Consider the following 18,217-nt stretch of genomic DNA (forward strand, 5'->3'; position numbering starts at 1 on the left):
CACGAATAAACCAAATAAAGCGAAATGAAAAAATTAGCACTTAGCCTATTAATGTTATTCTTTATGGCTCAGGTATGGGCACAAAAGAATAAAGCGCCTTTAAAAATTATACCTTTTACCGGAACAGATTATGTTCGTGTAATGGTTGATGCCGAGTACCAAACGGCAAAAAGCAACACGTTTAAGGTGATGATCAAATCTATCGCCGATGGCAAAACACTTTGGCAAGGTGCGGTGAACCCGGTTGAAGTAACCAATGCCGGCAAAAAGCAATTGGCTTTTAACATCAAAAATCTCAAACCCGTGCTTTGGACACCAGGAAATCCCTATTTGTACAGTATCGTTTTGCAACAACTGGCTGGCGGAAAAGTGAAGGATCAATTGCAGGAAAGAGCCGGTTTTCGCTTTTTTGAGCGTAGGGGAGGCAATTTATACCTAAACGGCAAGCCGATTTTTCTGCGTGGCATTGCCATCAATCCACCAAACAGGGGGATTCCTGAAAAGCTGGAAAAAAGCCGTGAGTTTGCCATGGATTACGTGAAGTTCATGAAAAGCATTAACGTCAATATCATCCGTATTCCTGATGCCGAAGAGTGGTTTGATGTATGCGACGAACTGGGTATGATGGTATTTGGTGGCAACTACAGTGGCAAGGTAGGTTCGGGCGAGAAAGTAGAAGCACAAGAAGCCGTAGGCGATGAAACCGATGGTGGCTTTCCGAAAGATTACGATCAGGGTGTATCGTGGTATGAACATAAAAAACTGGGCTTAATTGCCCATCACCCGAGTTTAATGGTATACGCCATGACCAACGAAACTCCCTTTGCTGGCAAAAGAGCCGAGCAATGGGAAAAATTTCTTTCGTATGCCTACGATAAGCTAAAAGGATGGGACGAAACCCGTGTGTACATTGCCAATGCAGGTTATGGCTATGGCAAGGCAGGAGATATTTGCGATATCCATAGGTATTGGGGCTGGTATTACAGTTCGCCTTTCACTTTCTTGAATATCCGTAACAACGCATCCCTTATTCCTTTTCCAAAAACTGGTCAGCCAATAACCTTCACCGAATGCGTGGGTAATTACACTGGTCCAGATGGCCGATACAACTTAACGCCTTGGCATAAAAATCCTTCTTCGCAATTGGCCTGGACAGGTCATGAACGCCAAGATTTGCAATCGCGTTTAGCTGATGAGCACCAAAAATTCACCATTCGCCAAGCTACAGAAAGCTTTAGGCAGTTCAGAAACATCAATCCTGATTTAAGCGGTGTATTTCCTTTCACCATCCTTTTCTACAACTGGGATTCGATTGAAAAATTCGATGATATGAAACCAAAGCCAGCTACCGAGCAGGTTAAAACCTCTTATCAGCCTATTCTGTTAAGTTGGGAATCATACACGCCAAATGTGTATGCGGGATCGAGCATCAAGTTGTATGCCCACGTAATTAACGACGACAATAATTTTGCCGACCTGAAGGATGCGAATTTAGTATACGAACTGCGCGATAAAACCCATGCCGTAATTTTAAAAGACAGCCTCAGAGTGGGCGATGTACCTTATTACAAAGCCATAAAAAACCAGATCAGCATCAAATTTCCCGATAACCTCAGCTCTGATACTTATGAGTTGGTGGGCACCTTGAAAAGTGGCAGCAAAACGGTATCTAAAAACAGTTTCAGGTTTTTTGTAGCAGATAAATTATTTACCGCTTCGGCCACGGCGCCAAGTACAGCCGTATTGCTTTACGATAAAGTGGGCGCAACCAAAAAAGCCTTCACTACCTTGAACATCAAATTTACGGAAGTGAATTCGTTAAAGGAGCTGCCACAAAACAATACCTTGATTATTGGCGAGAATTCTGCAGACCAGGATCTGGCCACCAATGCCGCAGGCTTGAAGAAATATGTACAAAATGGAGGTCGTATTTTAAGCTTCCGCCAGGATAGCGTACACATGAATTTACAAAATGCCATCCTGTCCAATCCTTTGGGCAACACCAATACCGATATCGATAATCCAATTTATCCAGTATCAAGCAACTCGCCCCGTAATGGCTATTATGTAAATCCAGAACGTCCTAACCATCCTGTTTTTGCCGGTGTTACCCGCGAAAACCTTAAAGTATGGTCTGATTATACCAATTGGGATGCAACCAAACCGGGCTTCCCTGCCAACAGGCCAGTAACCGATGGCTATACCTTTCAAAACAACGACGACGTGCTGAACACGGCAATTTTGGCCAACTACAGCTCAGGCTTAAGGGGCATTGTGATTGCCGAACAGTTCAGTGGCAGCGGCAGCGTGTTGGTATGCGGATTGGATTTGGCCAACCGTGCAGGCATTGACCCTGTGGCCAGCAGAATGTTATTGAATTTGGTGAGTTATACCAGTTCGCCAACAGGCCACGAGATGTATCAATTGATCAACAGCCCGATTGTTTGGGGCGAATACGAAACCGAAAAAGGTGTAGTAACCGATATTTACAGCGGCTTTTTGGTGAACTCAACACCACGTTTGCCAGATTCGTTTACCAAAGGCATTGCTGTAATGCCAGAAGGCTATCAGTTGGCTGGCGGAACGCGCTCTGGCTTTAACTCAAGACCAGGCATCCAATATGTAGCCAATGGTAGAAGGCCATTCGGACCTTATTTCCAAAGCTTCGGTGGGCAGCCAACCGTAAGCGACAAAAACTCGAAAGAAGGCGTAGGCAAATTCTGGTGCCGCATACCTGAGGGACAGAACAACGTAACTTCTATTGTTTGGAACCCTGCTAAGGACCCGCTCGAAATCAAGATCAAAATCAATGGGTTAAAAGAAGTAAGCCAAGTACTGAAAGCTGGCGAAAAACTGGCCATCGATTGCCCGGTTGACCGTACAGACGTTAATGTAACCTACACTGGCGACAGGAGATTGGTGGTACTGGAAACGGCTTTCAATAAAAAATAATAGTTATTGCCGATTTACAGTGGTCGGCAACTGGGAAAATATAGCAACCTAAACAACATGAAAAAACTATTTATCCTTGTGTTTTTATTGGCACCAACGCTGATTTGGGCACAAAAGATCAACCCGGCAAATGGCTTGGGCGAGCGGGAGTTTTATGTAAAGACCCTTACGCGCATTGCCGATCCGGTGTTGAATGCCCTGAGCAAAAACGAACTGAAGAAAACCATGCCTATAGAAGCCAAGGTAGCCAAAGATAGGGTTTACAGTACCTATTTAGAGGCATTTGGCCGATTGTTGAGTGGCATGGCGCCATGGCTGGAACTCGGTCCTGATGAAACGCCAGAAGGTAAACTGCGTAAGAAATACATCGATTTGGCGGTACAATGCATCAAAAATGCGACTGATCCGAAAGCGGCGGATTTCATGAACTTTAACCAAGGCAGACAACCCTTGGTAGATGCGGCATTTTTCTCGCAGGCCCTTCTTCGCGCACCCAAACAGTTATGGGGAAACCTCGATCCAGCCACACAAAAAAATGTAATCAATGCCATTCGCTCGAGTCGCGAAATTTTGCCTTCTTACAGCAATTGGCTCATGTTTAGCGCAACCGTAGAAGCGGCTTTGCAGCAATTTGATAATTCGGGCGACAGGATGCGCATCGACTATGCCATTAAGCAGCACCTGCTGTGGTACAAAGGCGACGGTGCCTATGGTGATGGACCAAACTTCCATTGGGATTACTACAACAGCTTTGTAATTCAGCCGATGCTGCTCGAGGTAACCAAGGTGATGCAGGATGCCAAGATCGATACCAAAAAATATTACGAACTCATGCTCGAGCGCGCCAAGCGCTATGCAGCTGTTCAGGAGCGCCTGATTTCTCCAGAAGGCACTTATCCGCCAATTGGTCGCTCGTTGGCCTATCGTTTTGGTGCCTTTCAGTTGCTGTCTAAAATTGCCTTGATGCACGAACTTCCAGAGCATGTGAGTCCGCAACAGGTACGCTCGGCTTTGTATGCCGTAATCAAAAGACAGGTAGAAATGCCCAACACTTTCGATGCCAACGGCTGGTTAACGATCGGCTTTGCCGGACATCAGCCTGAAGTAGGCGAGAACTATATCTCAACCGGAAGCCTGTACCTGTGCTCTGAAGCTTTCCTTGTACTGGGTTTGCCCACGAGCGATCCGTTTTGGCAGGCGCCTTATGCCGATTGGACAGCGAAGAAAGCCTGGAAAGGCGAAACCATTGAAATAGACCACGCTTTACCAGATAAAGAAAACTAACCAAAAACCTAATTGAACTTAGCAATGAAACTTAAATTATTATTCCTGGCCACTGCAATAGGCTCGAGCACTTTGTTTGCTCAAGCGCAAAAGGCGAACTTAAAGCCCAAGGCCGATCTTGTTAAATTGATCGATAAAAACCTGAAAGATGCTTCTGCACAATATAAAGTGCTGATGAAAAACGTACCTGCCGATAGCTTGCCCGAAACTTTCCAGAACAATAAATCTAAAAGCACAACCCCTAAAAACTGGGTGAGCGGTTTTTATCCAGGTACTATGTTTTACCTGTACGAAGGCACCAAAGACCAAACCTTGTACAATGCAGGTTTGGCCAAATTGCCACTCATGGAGCCCATCAAGTTTATTGATTCGCACGATATCGGCTTTATGATGTACTGTAGCTTTGGCAATGCCAACAACATTAAGCCAAGTGACGAATATAAAGATGTGTTATTAACCAGCGCCAAAAGCTTAACCAAACGTTTTAATCCAAAAGTTGGTTGTACCATGTCTTGGAGCTCTAAACCGGGCGAGTTTCGTGTAATTATCGATAACATGATGAACTTGGAACTGTTGATGTGGGCCACCAAAGTAAGTGGCGATTCTACCTATGCCAAAGTGGCCATTTCGCATGCCAATACCACCATGAAAAACCATTTTAGGCCAGATTACAGCTCTTATCATTTGATCAACTATAATCCCGAGACTGGAGAAATCATTAAAAAACAAACTGTACAAGGCTATGCCGATGAATCAGCTTGGGCCCGTGGACAGGGTTGGGGGCTTTACGGCTATACGATGATGTATCGCGAAACCAAAGACCCTAAATACCTGGAGCAGGCCAAGCACATTGCCAAATTTATATTGAGCAATCCGAATTTGCCTGCTGATAAGGTGCCTTACTGGGATTTTAATGCGCCAGATATACCAAATGCTTATCGTGATGCTTCGGCCGGTGCCATTTATGCTTCAGCTTTGATCGAATTGGCAGGTTATGTTGATGCTGGTTTATCTAAACAATATATGGATGTAGCTGAAACGATTATCCGCACGCTATCGAGCGACAAATTTAAGGCTGCGCCAGGCGAAAACGGTGGTTTTATTCTTAAACACTGTGTTGGCCATTTGCCAAAAGGAGCGATGATCGATGTGCCTTTAACCTATGCCGACTACTATTTTGTAGAAGCCATGTTGCGTTATAAAAACCTTGGTAAAAAATGAGAACGATTTTAAAAGTAAAGGCAGGCGTGGTTTCATTCCTGCTTTTATGTTTACAACAAACCTATGCGCAAACCAGGCTCATTAAGGCCGATATAAATGCAGTATCCGGTCCAAAAAACCAGGTATACAACGAGTGCATAGGTGCGGGTAGGGCAGCCGAAGGCTTGAGGGCCGATTGGCAGCAGCAGTTGGCCATGATCCAAAAAGACGCGCATTTTAGGTACATCCGCTTTCACGGACTTTTGCACGACGATATGCGGATTTATACCGAAGACAAAGCCGGAAATCCTGTATACAATTGGCAGTATGTAGATCGCTTGTACGATTTTTTGCTCAGCATCAACATCAGGCCTTTTGTAGAATTTGGTTTTATGCCACCTGATTTGGCTTCGGGAACCAAAACCATTTTCTGGTGGAAAGCCAATGTAAGCAAACCTAAATCGTACGAAAAATGGGATGCCCTGATTACCAACCTGGTGAAACATTGGCAAGAACGCTACGGCGAAGAAGAAGTACGCAAATGGTATTTCGAAGTATGGAACGAACCCGATCTGAAAGGCTTTTTCGATGCTACGCAAGCCGATTATTTTGAGCTGTATGCGCATACCGTTAAGGCGGTAAAAGGCGTTTCGCAGGCCTATCGAGTAGGCGGACCAGCTACCTCGGCCACCAAATGGATCGGTGATTTCCTAGGCTATTGCGAGAACAACAAATTGCCTGTCGATTTTGTGAGCACGCATGATTATGGCACTACTTCGGTATTGGATGAACTGGGTACCAAAAAACAGCAGCTCAAAAGCATCCGCGATACCATTGCCATCGATGTGAAAAGGGTGCGTGGCCAAATCGATGCTTCGGTTTATAAAAAAGCCGAGTTGCATTTTACCGAGTGGAATACCTCGCCATCGTCAAGAGACCCTATTCATGATACCTATCAAAATGCAGCTTATATCCTGCATGTGCTGAAGAAGGCATCGCTATATAGCAACTCCATGTCTTACTGGACTTTTACCGATGTATTTGAGGAAGCTGGGCCAGGCTTAACACCTTTTCATGGAGGTTTTGGCTTGATTAACCTGCAAGACATTAAAAAGCCGAGCTATTATTCGTACAAATTTTTGGAGGAGCTGGGCAAAACCGAGCTTAAAAATGCTGATGAAAGTTCTTACGTGTGTAAATCAGCCAATGGCGTACAAGCTTTGATCTGGGATTATACCGCCCCAAGCAGAAACTATTCTTTCGATCAGGATTATTTTAACAAGCTGCAGCCCGCCCTGGCCAAAGCACCAGCCAAGCTGCAATTGGCCAATCTCAAAAACGGGAAATACAAACTCGAAATTTATAAGGTAGGCTATCAGGAAAACGATCCCTATTCGATGTACTTGGAGTTGGGCAAACCTTCGCAGATCAGCAAGGCACAGGTGGCCAAATTCATGCAGGAATCGGTTGGAAAAGCCTTGAGCCAAAGTACGATCAGCGTTGCCAATGGCAGGTTCGAAAAAGAGATTCCCTTACGTGAAAATGATATCGTTTTCGTCAAGCTTGTCAAGCTCGATTGAGATTAAACAAAAAAACCGCTTATGAACGTATTATTTATCGGGTAACATGTACTTATGAACGATTAGTCCTGTGTAAATCATGCGTTTAAAGCCTAATATTGAGTATTGTTTTCTAAAAGTTAAAAAAATGAACATTAAGCTATTTGTTTAATTTTAAAGCAAAGCAAGAAAGAACAAACCAAGTAAAGAACAAAACCAAACCACCCAAAACCAAACAATGTATGAATAAAAATGTACGTCGCTGTTAGCGTTCCCTGCTTTCAATTAGCCCAGCTAAAAACAATTTAATTATAGGTTTTAATCGCTTGGTCTGTGGCCTAACCAACCATCCAAAGCGATATCAATTCTATGCTAATTTTTAAAACATTTCTATGTGTAATTACTACTTAAAAAGAGAAATAGTACGACTGCTTTTTGTAGTGCTTTTAATAGGTGGAGGAGGTACTGCTTTTTCGCAGACGGTAGATACCTTGGTCGCCAAGAGAAAGGCAGATAGCCTGCAGCGCTCCAACAGCATCACCCTGCTTAACAAGGTACAGCCCAAAGGCAGCCTGTTGCAGGCTACCGCTACTGTTTATACCGATCAGCTGATCACCACCCCGGCTCCTTCATTCTTGCAGGCCCTGCCGGGTAGACTATCGGGTTTATACACCCGGCAACGCAGCGGTGTTCAAGACACCGACGATCCTACTTCGGTTATCGATTTCAGGATTCGTGGCCAGGCACCATTGATTTTGATTGATGGCGTGCCGAGAGATTTTACTTCAATCGAGCCCGAGTCTATCGAATCGATCACCGTCCTTAAAGATGCGCTGTCGACCGTAACTTTTGGCCAGCGTTCATCCAACAACATTATTCAGGTGATCACCAAACGGCCAATAGCAACACCTTTTAAATTATCGTTCACGGCACAGCATGGTTTGCAGGAATTGCTCAATAATTCTAAAGTGGTTTCTGCAGCGGATTATGCCATTTTGTACAATGAAGCGCGCAATAACGATGGCCTAGCCCCGGTTTATTCGGCAGCTGATATTTTGGCTTATCAAAAAGGCAGCGATCCCCTGTTCCATCCCAACAACGATTACCGCAAACTATTTTTGAACAAAAACGCCACGCTTGATAGGTACAATGTGAACATCCAAAGCGGCAACGATATTGCCAAGTTCTACGTTGCACTGGATTACCAAAACGAGGGTGGATTTTTCAACACCGCCGACCTCAATACCTACAGTACCAATTCGAGTGTTGATCGTTACATTGTAAGGTCTAACGTGAGTATCGATCTGAACAAGACTTTAAACGTAGGCTTGAATATTTTTGGCCGCATCCAAGATTCTAATCAGCCTGGTGGCGGCTTGTCCGATATTTACACCGCCATTTTAAATACGCCAAACAATGCCTATAGCATTTTTAATCCAAATGGTTCTTTGGGTGGCAACGCTACTTTCTCTAACAATATTTATGGCATGCTGAACAATGCGGGCTATATCAAATCGACTGCCAGGGATTTGGCTGCCGATCTGGCCGTTACGCAGAAATTGGATAAATGGGTAGAGGGATTGTGGCTAAAAGGAGATATTTCTTACAATAATACCGCTGACCAAACCGTAGACCGTTCTAAATCTTTTGCGGTTTATGGCTTGAATATCAGTAGCGGTTCGCCGGTTTATTCGCAAATCGGAACCAACACCAATCAGCCAAACACCTTAAGCATCGAGACCAAAAGAACCTATACGTATGGTAAATTAAGCTTGGGCTACGATCACTCTTTTGGCGACAGCAAATTGAACGCTGTTTTGTTGGCCGACCGTCAGGCAACTACTTTGAATCTTTCGCTCCCTGCGGTTTACACCAACTTTGCGGGCAATGTAAGCTACAACTATAAGGAAAAATATTTTGCCGAAGGTGCATTGAGCTACGGTGGCTTTAACCGCTTCAGGCCAGGCGACCGTTTTGGTGTATTCTACGCGGCTGGCTTGGGCTGGAATTTGGCTAAAGAAAATTTTATGGCCGATACCAAATGGATCAACACCTTAAAGCCACGTGTAAGTTTTGGCAGTACGGGTAATGCCAATGTAGGTTATTATGTATACGATCAGTATTATAGCTATGGTGGTACTACGCCAGTTTATTATTTCGGTGCTACCCCAACTTCAGCCAGGTCGTACGCAGAGTTGGCCCTAGCCAATCCGAATGCCACTTGGGAAAAAGCCGATAAGCTGAATGTAGGTTTGGATGCCGAATTTTTTCGCAACCGCTTAAAGTTAACTGCCGAGTATTTTAGCGATAGCTATTCGGACCTTATGCAAACCCGTGGCACTTCGACCCAGATTATCGGACAAGCCTATCCACTTGAAAATGTAGGTAAAAACCGTTATTCAGGTTTCGAGACTAATCTTTCTTGGAATGGCAAATCGGGTGAGGTAGGTTATTTTGTGAACGGCAATTTCTCTACCCTTCAATCAAAGGTGATTTACCAAGATGAGGTATTGCGCCAATACGATTACCAAAGACGTACAGGCTTACCGGTAGGGCAGGCTTTTGGCTACATTGCCGATGGTTTTTTCCAATCGCAGGCCGATATCAATGCCAGTGCCAAGGTAGACGGCTACACGCCAAAACCCGGAGATCTTAAATACAAAGACCTCAACGGCGATAATGTGATCAACCAGTTCGATGAAACCGCCATCGGTACCCAGAAACCATTGATTTTTTATGGCTTAACCACTGGCTTTAACTTTAAGGGCTTCGATTTGAGCGTATCTATCCAAGGGGTGGCCAACCGCGATATCATTTTATCGGGTGCCCAAGAATACGAGTTCCAAGACAGTGGCAATGGACAGGCTTATGTACAACAATTGAACCGTTGGACGCCATCTAACGCCGCCAATGCTACTTACCCGCGTCTGTCTATCGGTACCAATACCAATAACCAGCGCAATTCTACTTTCTGGGTTCGTTCGGCAGCTTACCTGCGCATCCAAAACGTAGATATCGGCTATACGCTGCCTCGTTCGCTAACGCAAAAGATCAAGCTCGAAGGCGTACGTGTTTTTGCCAATGGCTTTAACCTGTATTCGTTTACCGATCTCGAGTATAACGATGCCGAAAATAATAATTCCATTTATCCGCTTCGCAGAACATTCAATGTTGGCGTGAATATTAAACTCTAAATTCTAAGCACATGATAAATTATAGATATTCATTACCCGTTCTCCTGTTGGCAAGCATGTTTTTTGTGGCCTGCCAAAAGATGGAAGACAGGCCTTTAGAACAGATTACCGAAGAATACCTTTGGGATTCGAAGGATTCTTTAGGTACCAATGCCAGCTATTTCCTGAACGATATTTATGCAGACCTGCCCAATGGCTACAACCGTATCGGGGGCAATCTGTTAGATGCCGCTACCGACGATGCCGTGGCTTCTGAAGACAATGCCACCATTGCTACATTCACAAATGGGGGATACAGCCAGTTGTCGAATGCCGATAACTCTTGGGAAGCCAATTATGCCAGCATCAGAAAGTGCAATCTTTTTGTGCAGAATTTTCCGAAAGTGAACCTTAAAAAAGACCTGCTTATCCAAGGGCAGTACTGGAAAGCCGAAAACCGCTTTTTACGTGCCATGTTCTATTACGAATTGATTAAAAGATATGGTGGCGTGCCTTTGTTGGGCGATAGGGTTTTAACCTTGCAAGACGATTTGAAGCTGCCCCGCAATACTTTCGATGAGTGTGTAAACTACATTGTAAGCGAGTGCGATGCCGTAAAAGATTTGCTAAGGCCAGATCCGATACCAAATGGCGATTACGGCCGCATTACCAAAGCCGTAGCCCTCACTTTAAAAGCCAAGGTGCTGTTGTTGGCGGCCAGTCCGTTAAACAATGCAGGCAACGATGTTGTCAAATGGAGAAAAGCTAGAAACGCGGCTGCAGATGTCATCAGGCTCAATGCCTTTTCATTAGAGCCAGCCTTTGGCGATGTTTTCCTCACCCGTAAAAACAACGAGGTAATATTAGCCTATCAACGTGCGGTAACCACCGATGTAGAATTGAACAATGCACCAATTGGATACCTCAGCGGCAGTACAGCCAGCAGAGGCAGAACCAGCCCCACGCAAGAACTGGTTGATGCATTTGGAACCAGCAAAGGTTTGCCCATTACTGTCGATTTGAAAACAAGTGGCAATCCCACTGGCTACGATGCCAATAATCCTTATGCCAACAGAGATCCACGCTTGGCGCTCACCGTATTTTACAATGGTACAACTTGGCTTGGCCGTGGTGTTGAAACCTTTAATGGCGGCAAAGACCGTCCGGGAGGTACCGTAGTCCAAACCAAAACCGGTTATTACATGCGCAAGTTTATGGGCAATTTTACTACAGGTACGGCCTATGCCAACCAAACCCATAACTTCCCAATTTTTAGGTATGCCGATGTGCTGCTAATGTTTGCAGAAGCCAAAAACGAGGTTGATGGTCCAGGTGGCGCAGCAGATTCTGTGTATACCTATTTGAGGGCCATCAGAAGCAGGGCCGGCATTAGCGTAGGCACCGCTCCAAATACCTATGGCTTGGCCGATGGCTTAAGCGTAGCCCAGATGCGCGATGCCATCCGCAACGAAAGACGCTTGGAAATGGCCTTTGAAGAACAGCGTTTTTGGGACCTGCGCCGTTGGAAAATTGCCGAAACGGTTTACAATAAGCCTTTGCATGGCATGCGCATTACCAAAATAGGAACAAGTTTAAGCTATCAGGTAGAAGCTTTGAATACGCCATTCCAGTTTTTTGCGCCACGCATGTACAGGTACGCCATCCCTTATAGCGAAGTCATTAAAAATCCAAACCTGGTTCAAAACGAAGGCTATCAATAAGATCAACAAATCATTAAATGATTATAGATATGAAGAAAATAATACAGATTATCCTCATCACCTGCGGTTTGTTGCCAAGCCTCGTGTTTGCGCAGACCGTGATACGTGGTACGGTAAAAGATAACATGGGCGGATTGCCGGGTGTGAGCGTGCAAGAGAAAGATGGTAGGGGCAATGGAACCACCACCAACGAAAAGGGAGAATTTCAACTTACCCTGAGAGGTACTTCGAACATATTGCAGATTTCGGCCATTGGCTTTGTGAAGCAAGAAGTGAATGTGGCAGGAAAACCCTCGATTACGGTTACTTTAAAAGAAGATTCGAAAGGATTGGAAGAGGTAGTTGTAGTGGGGTTTGGTACCACCAAGAAAATAACCAATACCGGTGCGGTAAGTACCATTTCTGCAAAAGACATTCGTAGTACTCCGACCCCAAATATCCAAAATACATTGGCAGGTCGTGCACCAGGTTTCATCTCGCAGCAACGCTCTGGTCAGCCAGGTAAAAGCGGTGCCGATTTTTACATCAGGGGAGTAAATTCGCTGGCGTCCGAATCGCAAAAGCCATTGATTGTTGTCGACGATGTAGAGTACACTTACGATCAGGTAGCCCAATTGGATGCCAACGAAATCGAATCGTTTACGATCTTAAAAGATGCTTCTACCACTGCTGTTTATGGTATCAAAGGAGCCAATGGCGTTTTGGTAATCACCACCCGCAGGGGTAAGGTGGGTAAGCCGATGGTTAATTTCAATACCGAATCGGGCTTGCAATCGGCGGTACACAAACCTAATTTCCTCAACGCCTACCAAACGGCGCAACTGAGAAACGAAGCCTTGAAAAACGATGGCTTGGCCCCCGAATTTACCGATGCCGATCTGGAGCACTGGCGTTTGGGCGATGATCCTTATGGCCATCCAGACGTAGATTGGTACAATACCATTTTCAAAGACAATGCCTATCAGATCCGCAATAATGTAGACATTTCTGGCGGTAGCGAAAAAATCAAATATTTTGTATCGGCCGGACAGGTTTTTCAAAACGGAATGCTGCGCGATTTTAGTACAGGAAGCTACGAAGCGCCAGAGAACAATTACGCTTATCAACGCTATACCTTCCGTTCTAACTTGGATATGCAGGCTACAAAAGACCTGACTCTGCGTTTAGATGTAACAGGACGTATCGGCAACACTACCGAGCCTCACATCGAAACCTCACCATTAAGTACAATATACAGCTTTCAGCGTTTGCCACCTTATGCAGAACCGATTTTGAATCCTGACGGCAGCTATCCTTGGGCCAAACGTTCGAGAAATACATTTTATGAAACGAGCTTGATTGGTCGCCTGGCCTTGCAGGGTTACGATAAAACCTACAGAAACGAGTTCAACATTTTGTTTAGTGCCGACCACAAGCTCGATTTCATTACGCCGGGCCTTTCGGTAATGGGCCGTGTGGCCTATGCTGGCGATGTGAGCTATAACAGAAGCTTATCGCGCAACAATATTCCGGCGTTTTATTATGATCCGAGTAACAATACCTATACCATCCATAGCAATGGCCTGTATCGGTTAGAGCCTTTAACCTTAACGAGCACGGCTGATGCGGCGATCTCTAATAAAACCATCAACTCTTTGGCCAAAATCAATTACGACAGGACATTTGGCAGCCACCACACTTATGGCTTCTTGTTATATAACCTGAACAAGGCTACTATTGGCAATACTTCTACGGAGTATCCGCCAGTATCTTCAGATGGTCTTACTTTTAAGGCAGGTTACGATTACAAACAACGTTACTTGATCGATTTTAGCGGTGCCTATAACGGAACCAGCCAATTTGTGGGCAAAAAAACCAAAGGATTTTTCCCTGCAGTATCGGTGGGTTGGAACATTGCCGAAGAGCCTTTTGTGAAAGACAAATTTAAATTCATTGACCTTTTGAAACTGAGGGGATCTTATGGTTTAACCGGATCTGACATTACCCGTGGCAACAACTACAAAACCGAGCAATTGTATGGCGCTGGACCAAGTTATAGCTTTGGTGAAACCACTAATACCTTTACCAGTATCCAGGAAGGTACTTTGGGTAACTACGACATTACCTGGGAAAAGTCGCGTAAAACGGATATTGGTTTAGATGCTCAATTGTTTGATGGCAAATTGAACCTAACCGTTGATTATTTTTATGATTACCGCTACGACCAGCTTTACCAAAAAGAAGATGTGCTTAAGATCATTGGCGTAGGGGTTCCTTTCACCAACTCGGCCATTACCGAAAATAGGGGCTGGGATGGACAGGTCAGCTACCGCAACGCTGTTGGTAAATTCAATTATTCTACAGGATTTACCTTCTCTTTTGCCAAAAACAAGGTGGTTTACCAAGGTGAGGCTCCACCACGATATGCCTACTTGGCTAAAACAGGGATGCCTATCGGACAGGGCTTCGGTTACAATGCCTTGGGCTTTTTCCAAAACCAAGCCGAAATTGATGGCTATGCCCACTTGGCCGATACCAAACCAGGCGACATCAAGTACGAAGACATGAACAACGATGGTGTAATCGATCAGCAGGATTTTAGGGCCATTGGCAAACCCAATTTGCCACAAACCGTATTGGGTGCCACTTTTGGCTTCAGCTATGAAGGCTTCAGCTTAAATGTGCTTTTCCAAGGCAGTTTCGATTACAGCTATCGCGTAGCAACCGCAGGTGTTATTCCTTTCCAAGGAAATTTGCAAGAGTCGACATTGGGCAGATGGACGCCAGAAACAGCTGCTACCGCAACCTATCCACGTTTAAGCAGCAATTTGGCCGGACCAAGCAGTCCATCCAACTTCTCCTCTTTCTGGTTGGTTGATGCCAATTATATACGCCTTAAATCAGTTGATTTGGGTTATACCTTGCCTAAAAAATGGCTGTCTGGCTTAAAGATCAGCACTGCGAGGATCTACCTCAGCGGCTATGATTTGTTTACCTGGGCCAATTTCGATCTCTATTCGCAAGATCCAGAGATTGCCAGCTTGGGCAGCGCGGGTACTTACCCAGTGCAAAAGGTATATAACTTAGGTATTCAGGTTGGATTTTAATGTAATAGGATGATGAACAAGAAAATATTTTTAGGAGCAATTTTAGCCATCGCCATGATGGCCTCCTGTAAAAAGGGTGGCGTACTCGATCAGGTAAAAACCACCGACCTGACCGAAGAAAGTACCTTTGCCGATAGTGCCCGAACCATGCAGTTCTTAACCCGTATCTATACCGATGTGGGTTTCAGTGCCGACCCGAAAAGATTCGGAAACAGCGTTGGTGTGTATAGCATTGGCGACGAAACAGAAAATTCGGCGCAGAGTGCTACCGCATATAACATTATTTTCCAAACTGGTGCAGTAAGTGCCATTAACATTCCCGACGATGCCTGGGTTACTACCTATGCCAACATCAGGAGGGTGAATGTTTACCTGAGCCACCTGCCAACCACGCCACTTTCGGGCGCCTTGCGTAGCCGTACCATGGGCGAAGCACGTTTTTTAAGGGCATGGTACTATTTCATTCTGCTGAAGCATTATGGAGGTGTACCTTTAATTGGCGACAAGGTGTTTGGAGCAACAGATGCTATTCCAGGCAAACGCAATACTTTCGAAGAGTGCGTCAACTACATCGAATCAGAATGTAATGCAGCTGCTAATTTATTGCCTCTGCAACAATCCACTTTAGATTATGGGCGTATCACCAAAGGCGCAGCATTGGCCTTAAAATCAAGGTTATTGCTGTATGCTGCGTCTCCATTATTTAATGCCAGAGGCGATTTGGGCGGAATTTTAGGTTATGCCTCTTTTGATGCCAACCGTTGGAACAAGGCCGCCCAGGCAGCTTTAGATGTAATCAACTTGAACCAATATAGCTTGGTGGAGTTGACTACCCAACCAGGTTATGGCTTTCAGAAAGTATTTACCATGCGCAAAAACAGCGAATACATCTTGGCAGCCATGGCGGGCAACAACCGTACCTTAGAAGCCATGTGGGATTCACCTACACGTACCGGAACTGGAAGTGCCACGCCTTACCAGGAGCTGGTAGATGCTTTTGGAACCATTAATGGCAAGCCGATTACCAGCGATATCAAATCTGTAAGCAACCCGAACGGATACGATGCCGCTAATCCTTATGCCAATAGAGATCCGCGTTTAAACTGGACCATTTTGTACAACGATGGCCAACGCCTGAATGTAAATAAAACCGTTTCGGCGGTTAACACTTACGTAGGCGCCGCACAAGATGGCTTTCCGCTTACTAAAACAGGCTACTACTTAAGGAAAATGCTGGACGACAATACCATTGCCAGTGCCACTTCGTCAACCACCGAACGTTGTTTTCCGTTGATCAGATATGCAGAGATTTTATTGAACTATGCCGAGGCCAGCAACGAAGCAGGCGATATTGACGAGGCTTACGATCAGTTGAAAATCATCCGCAAGCGCGCAGGCATTTTGCCAGGCAGCGACGGCAATTATGGCATGCCAGTTGGAATGAGCAAAGAAGCCATGCGCACGGTGATCCAAAACGAAAGAAGAGTAGAATTGGCCATAGAAGAGCACCGTTATTGGGATGTTCGCCGCTGGAAAATTGCCGAAAACGTATCGAACAAAACCTTGCATGGCATGAAGATTACCAAAACAGGAACAACTTATACTTACGAACAAGTGGATATCCGCACGCCGGTATTTGTGGCGCCTAAATGGTATTTGTGGCCAATTCCGCAAAGCGAAGTGAATAAATCGGTAGACCTGGTTCAAAATCCGGGCTGGTAATTGCTTAACAGAAAAAATTTAGATTATGAATTTAATGACGTCTCATTTCTCAACCCTAAAAGCGCGCCTGGTGATAGCCATTATGGCCTTAGGGCTATTGTTCCATTCTTGCAAAGAGGATGAACTGAGCATACCAACCAATGTGGGCACGGTGAGGTTCGCCGCCAATGCCTATACCATCGAAAATAATACGATCGATCCGCTGACGGTAACCTTGCCTTTGTCGCTGCCTTTAGAAAAAGAAGCAACGGTAACGGTTTCGGTTGATAACCAAAGCACGCTAGCTCCCACAGAATATACCATTACTCCGGCAATTCCAGCAACAGGACTTTTGCTTAAACTGTCGAAAGGTGCCACAGAAGCCTCGTTTAAGGTAAGCTCTTCGAATAACTTCGAAGGAGAGAAAACCTTGGTACTCAAACTTTCTTCGGCCACCGGGGGCTTAACGGTGTCGAATACCAATGCCACAACCACCATTACCATTAAAGGCAATCCGATTATCTTGCCAGAAATCAAATTATCAGAAACGGGTTTAGCCTTCGGCAATACCGTAGCAGGCACCAATTCGGCCTCAAAATCTTATGTGGTTTCGGGCGTGAAATTAACTTCCGATGTTACCATCACCGCGACCAACAATTTTCAGGTATCGCTTGATAATGCCGCCTTTAGCAACTCGGTAAGCATTCCTTTTGCTACAGCCAATGCTGCGCCGGTTACTGTTTATGCCCGCTTTATGGCAAATACAGGAATTAACCAAACTATTTCAGGTACCATTACCCATTCTTCGGGCACCGTACCTGATGCCAGTTTGAGCGTAAGCGGCGTTGAATATGGCAATGCAGCTCCAGGTGTGCTGATCATGAAAGACGATTTTGAATATGGTGGAACAGCAGGCAATCTAACCGCTGTAAGCGGGGGCAATTGGACGGTTTTCTCGGGCACGGTAAATCCGGTTAAATACCTTGCCACAAGTTTAAGTTTCCCTGGTTATGTGGGCAACGGTAAGGGCGGAAGCGTGATTTCTGAAAACGGAAGCGGCTCTAGAGAAGATTTGGCCAGAAATTTTACCTCTCAAAATTCAGGCACCATTTATATTGCGCAAACCATCAATATTTCTACGGCTGCTGCGGCAGGCGATTTCTTCATGTCATTGCGCGATCCGGCTGCGGCTTACTTTAACAGGATTTACGTTAAAGACAATGGCGGTACTCCAGCAATCGGTATTGCCAAATCATCAGCTACAGTAGCTTATTCATCGGCAACCTACAGCTATGGTACCACTTATTTGATGGTCAGCAAGTACGATTTTGCAACAGGCACTTCATCGCTTTATATATTAACGGGCTCGGTTCCTTTAATTGAACCACCAACTGCAGATGCGGTAACCACAACTGGTAGCGGACCAAGTTCGGTAACCAACCTCATCATCAGGCAAAATACAACAGCCTTAACCAGTGCTTTAGATGGTATTCGTGTAGCCACCTCATGGAAAGAAGCGGTGGGCTTGTAATTAAAGAATA

9 protein-coding genes are annotated in these 18,217 nt (G+C 45.1%); all 9 read left to right on the top strand.

The window, feature by feature from the left end; all coding sequences use genetic code 11:
• Positions 1–24: 24 nt before the first annotated feature.
• The 9 genes from AC570H_RS04590 (at position 25) to AC570H_RS04630 (ending at position 18,207) form a co-directional block, all read left to right on the top strand.
• Positions 25–2,952, top strand: a complete 2,928-nt coding sequence (locus AC570H_RS04590) for a glycoside hydrolase family 2 TIM barrel-domain containing protein (RefSeq protein WP_497352173.1) — start codon at positions 25–27, stop codon at positions 2,950–2,952.
• A gap of 57 nt (positions 2,953–3,009) precedes the next feature.
• On the top strand, positions 3,010–4,236 hold the full coding sequence (locus AC570H_RS04595; protein ID WP_497352175.1) for a DUF2264 domain-containing protein: 1,227 nt from the start codon (positions 3,010–3,012) through the stop codon (positions 4,234–4,236).
• Positions 4,237–4,260: 24 nt separating this feature from the next.
• Positions 4,261–5,457, top strand: a complete 1,197-nt coding sequence (locus AC570H_RS04600; RefSeq protein ID WP_497352177.1) for a glycoside hydrolase family 88 protein — start codon at positions 4,261–4,263, stop codon at positions 5,455–5,457.
• Positions 5,454–7,016, top strand: coding sequence for a GH39 family glycosyl hydrolase (locus tag AC570H_RS04605; protein WP_497352179.1), 1,563 nt, complete (start codon positions 5,454–5,456; stop codon positions 7,014–7,016). The genes AC570H_RS04600 and AC570H_RS04605 overlap by 4 nt, the downstream gene beginning before the upstream one ends.
• A gap of 371 nt (positions 7,017–7,387) precedes the next feature.
• A complete protein-coding gene (locus AC570H_RS04610) occupies positions 7,388–10,189 on the top strand; it encodes a SusC/RagA family TonB-linked outer membrane protein (RefSeq protein ID WP_497352181.1) in 2,802 nt (933 codons plus the stop codon).
• Positions 10,190–10,200: 11 nt separating this feature from the next.
• Positions 10,201–11,889 (top strand): RagB/SusD family nutrient uptake outer membrane protein, encoded by a 1,689-nt coding sequence (locus tag AC570H_RS04615; protein WP_497352183.1) that lies wholly within the window; start codon positions 10,201–10,203, stop codon positions 11,887–11,889.
• Between the two features lie 29 nt (positions 11,890–11,918).
• A complete protein-coding gene (locus AC570H_RS04620; protein ID WP_497352185.1) occupies positions 11,919–14,975 on the top strand; it encodes a SusC/RagA family TonB-linked outer membrane protein in 3,057 nt (1,018 codons plus the stop codon).
• 9 nt (positions 14,976–14,984) lie between these two features.
• On the top strand, positions 14,985–16,697 hold the full coding sequence (locus tag AC570H_RS04625) for a RagB/SusD family nutrient uptake outer membrane protein (RefSeq protein WP_497352187.1): 1,713 nt from the start codon (positions 14,985–14,987) through the stop codon (positions 16,695–16,697).
• A gap of 25 nt (positions 16,698–16,722) precedes the next feature.
• Positions 16,723–18,207 (top strand): hypothetical protein, encoded by a 1,485-nt coding sequence (locus tag AC570H_RS04630; RefSeq protein ID WP_497352189.1) that lies wholly within the window; start codon positions 16,723–16,725, stop codon positions 18,205–18,207.
• The last annotated feature ends 10 nt before the right edge of the window (positions 18,208–18,217 follow it).

The sequence above is a fragment of the Pedobacter sp. B4419 genome, assembly GCF_059693725.1.

Bases quoted from the DNA above. Each gene is read 5' to 3' on its own strand.
- AC570H_RS04590 (WP_497352173.1), top strand. From the start codon at position 25: ATGAAAAAATTAGCACTTAGCCTATTAATGTTATTCTTTATGGCTCAG.
- AC570H_RS04610 (WP_497352181.1), top strand. From the start codon at position 7,388: ATGTGTAATTACTACTTAAAAAGAGAAATAGTACGACTGCTTTTTGTA.
- AC570H_RS04630 (WP_497352189.1), top strand. From the start codon at position 16,723: ATGAATTTAATGACGTCTCATTTCTCAACCCTAAAAGCGCGCCTGGTG.
- AC570H_RS04600 (WP_497352177.1), top strand. From the start codon at position 4,261: ATGAAACTTAAATTATTATTCCTGGCCACTGCAATAGGCTCGAGCACT.
- AC570H_RS04605 (WP_497352179.1), top strand. From the start codon at position 5,454: ATGAGAACGATTTTAAAAGTAAAGGCAGGCGTGGTTTCATTCCTGCTT.
- AC570H_RS04625 (WP_497352187.1), top strand. From the start codon at position 14,985: ATGATGAACAAGAAAATATTTTTAGGAGCAATTTTAGCCATCGCCATG.
- AC570H_RS04620 (WP_497352185.1), top strand. From the start codon at position 11,919: ATGAAGAAAATAATACAGATTATCCTCATCACCTGCGGTTTGTTGCCA.
- AC570H_RS04615 (WP_497352183.1), top strand. From the start codon at position 10,201: ATGATAAATTATAGATATTCATTACCCGTTCTCCTGTTGGCAAGCATG.
- AC570H_RS04595 (WP_497352175.1), top strand. From the start codon at position 3,010: ATGAAAAAACTATTTATCCTTGTGTTTTTATTGGCACCAACGCTGATT.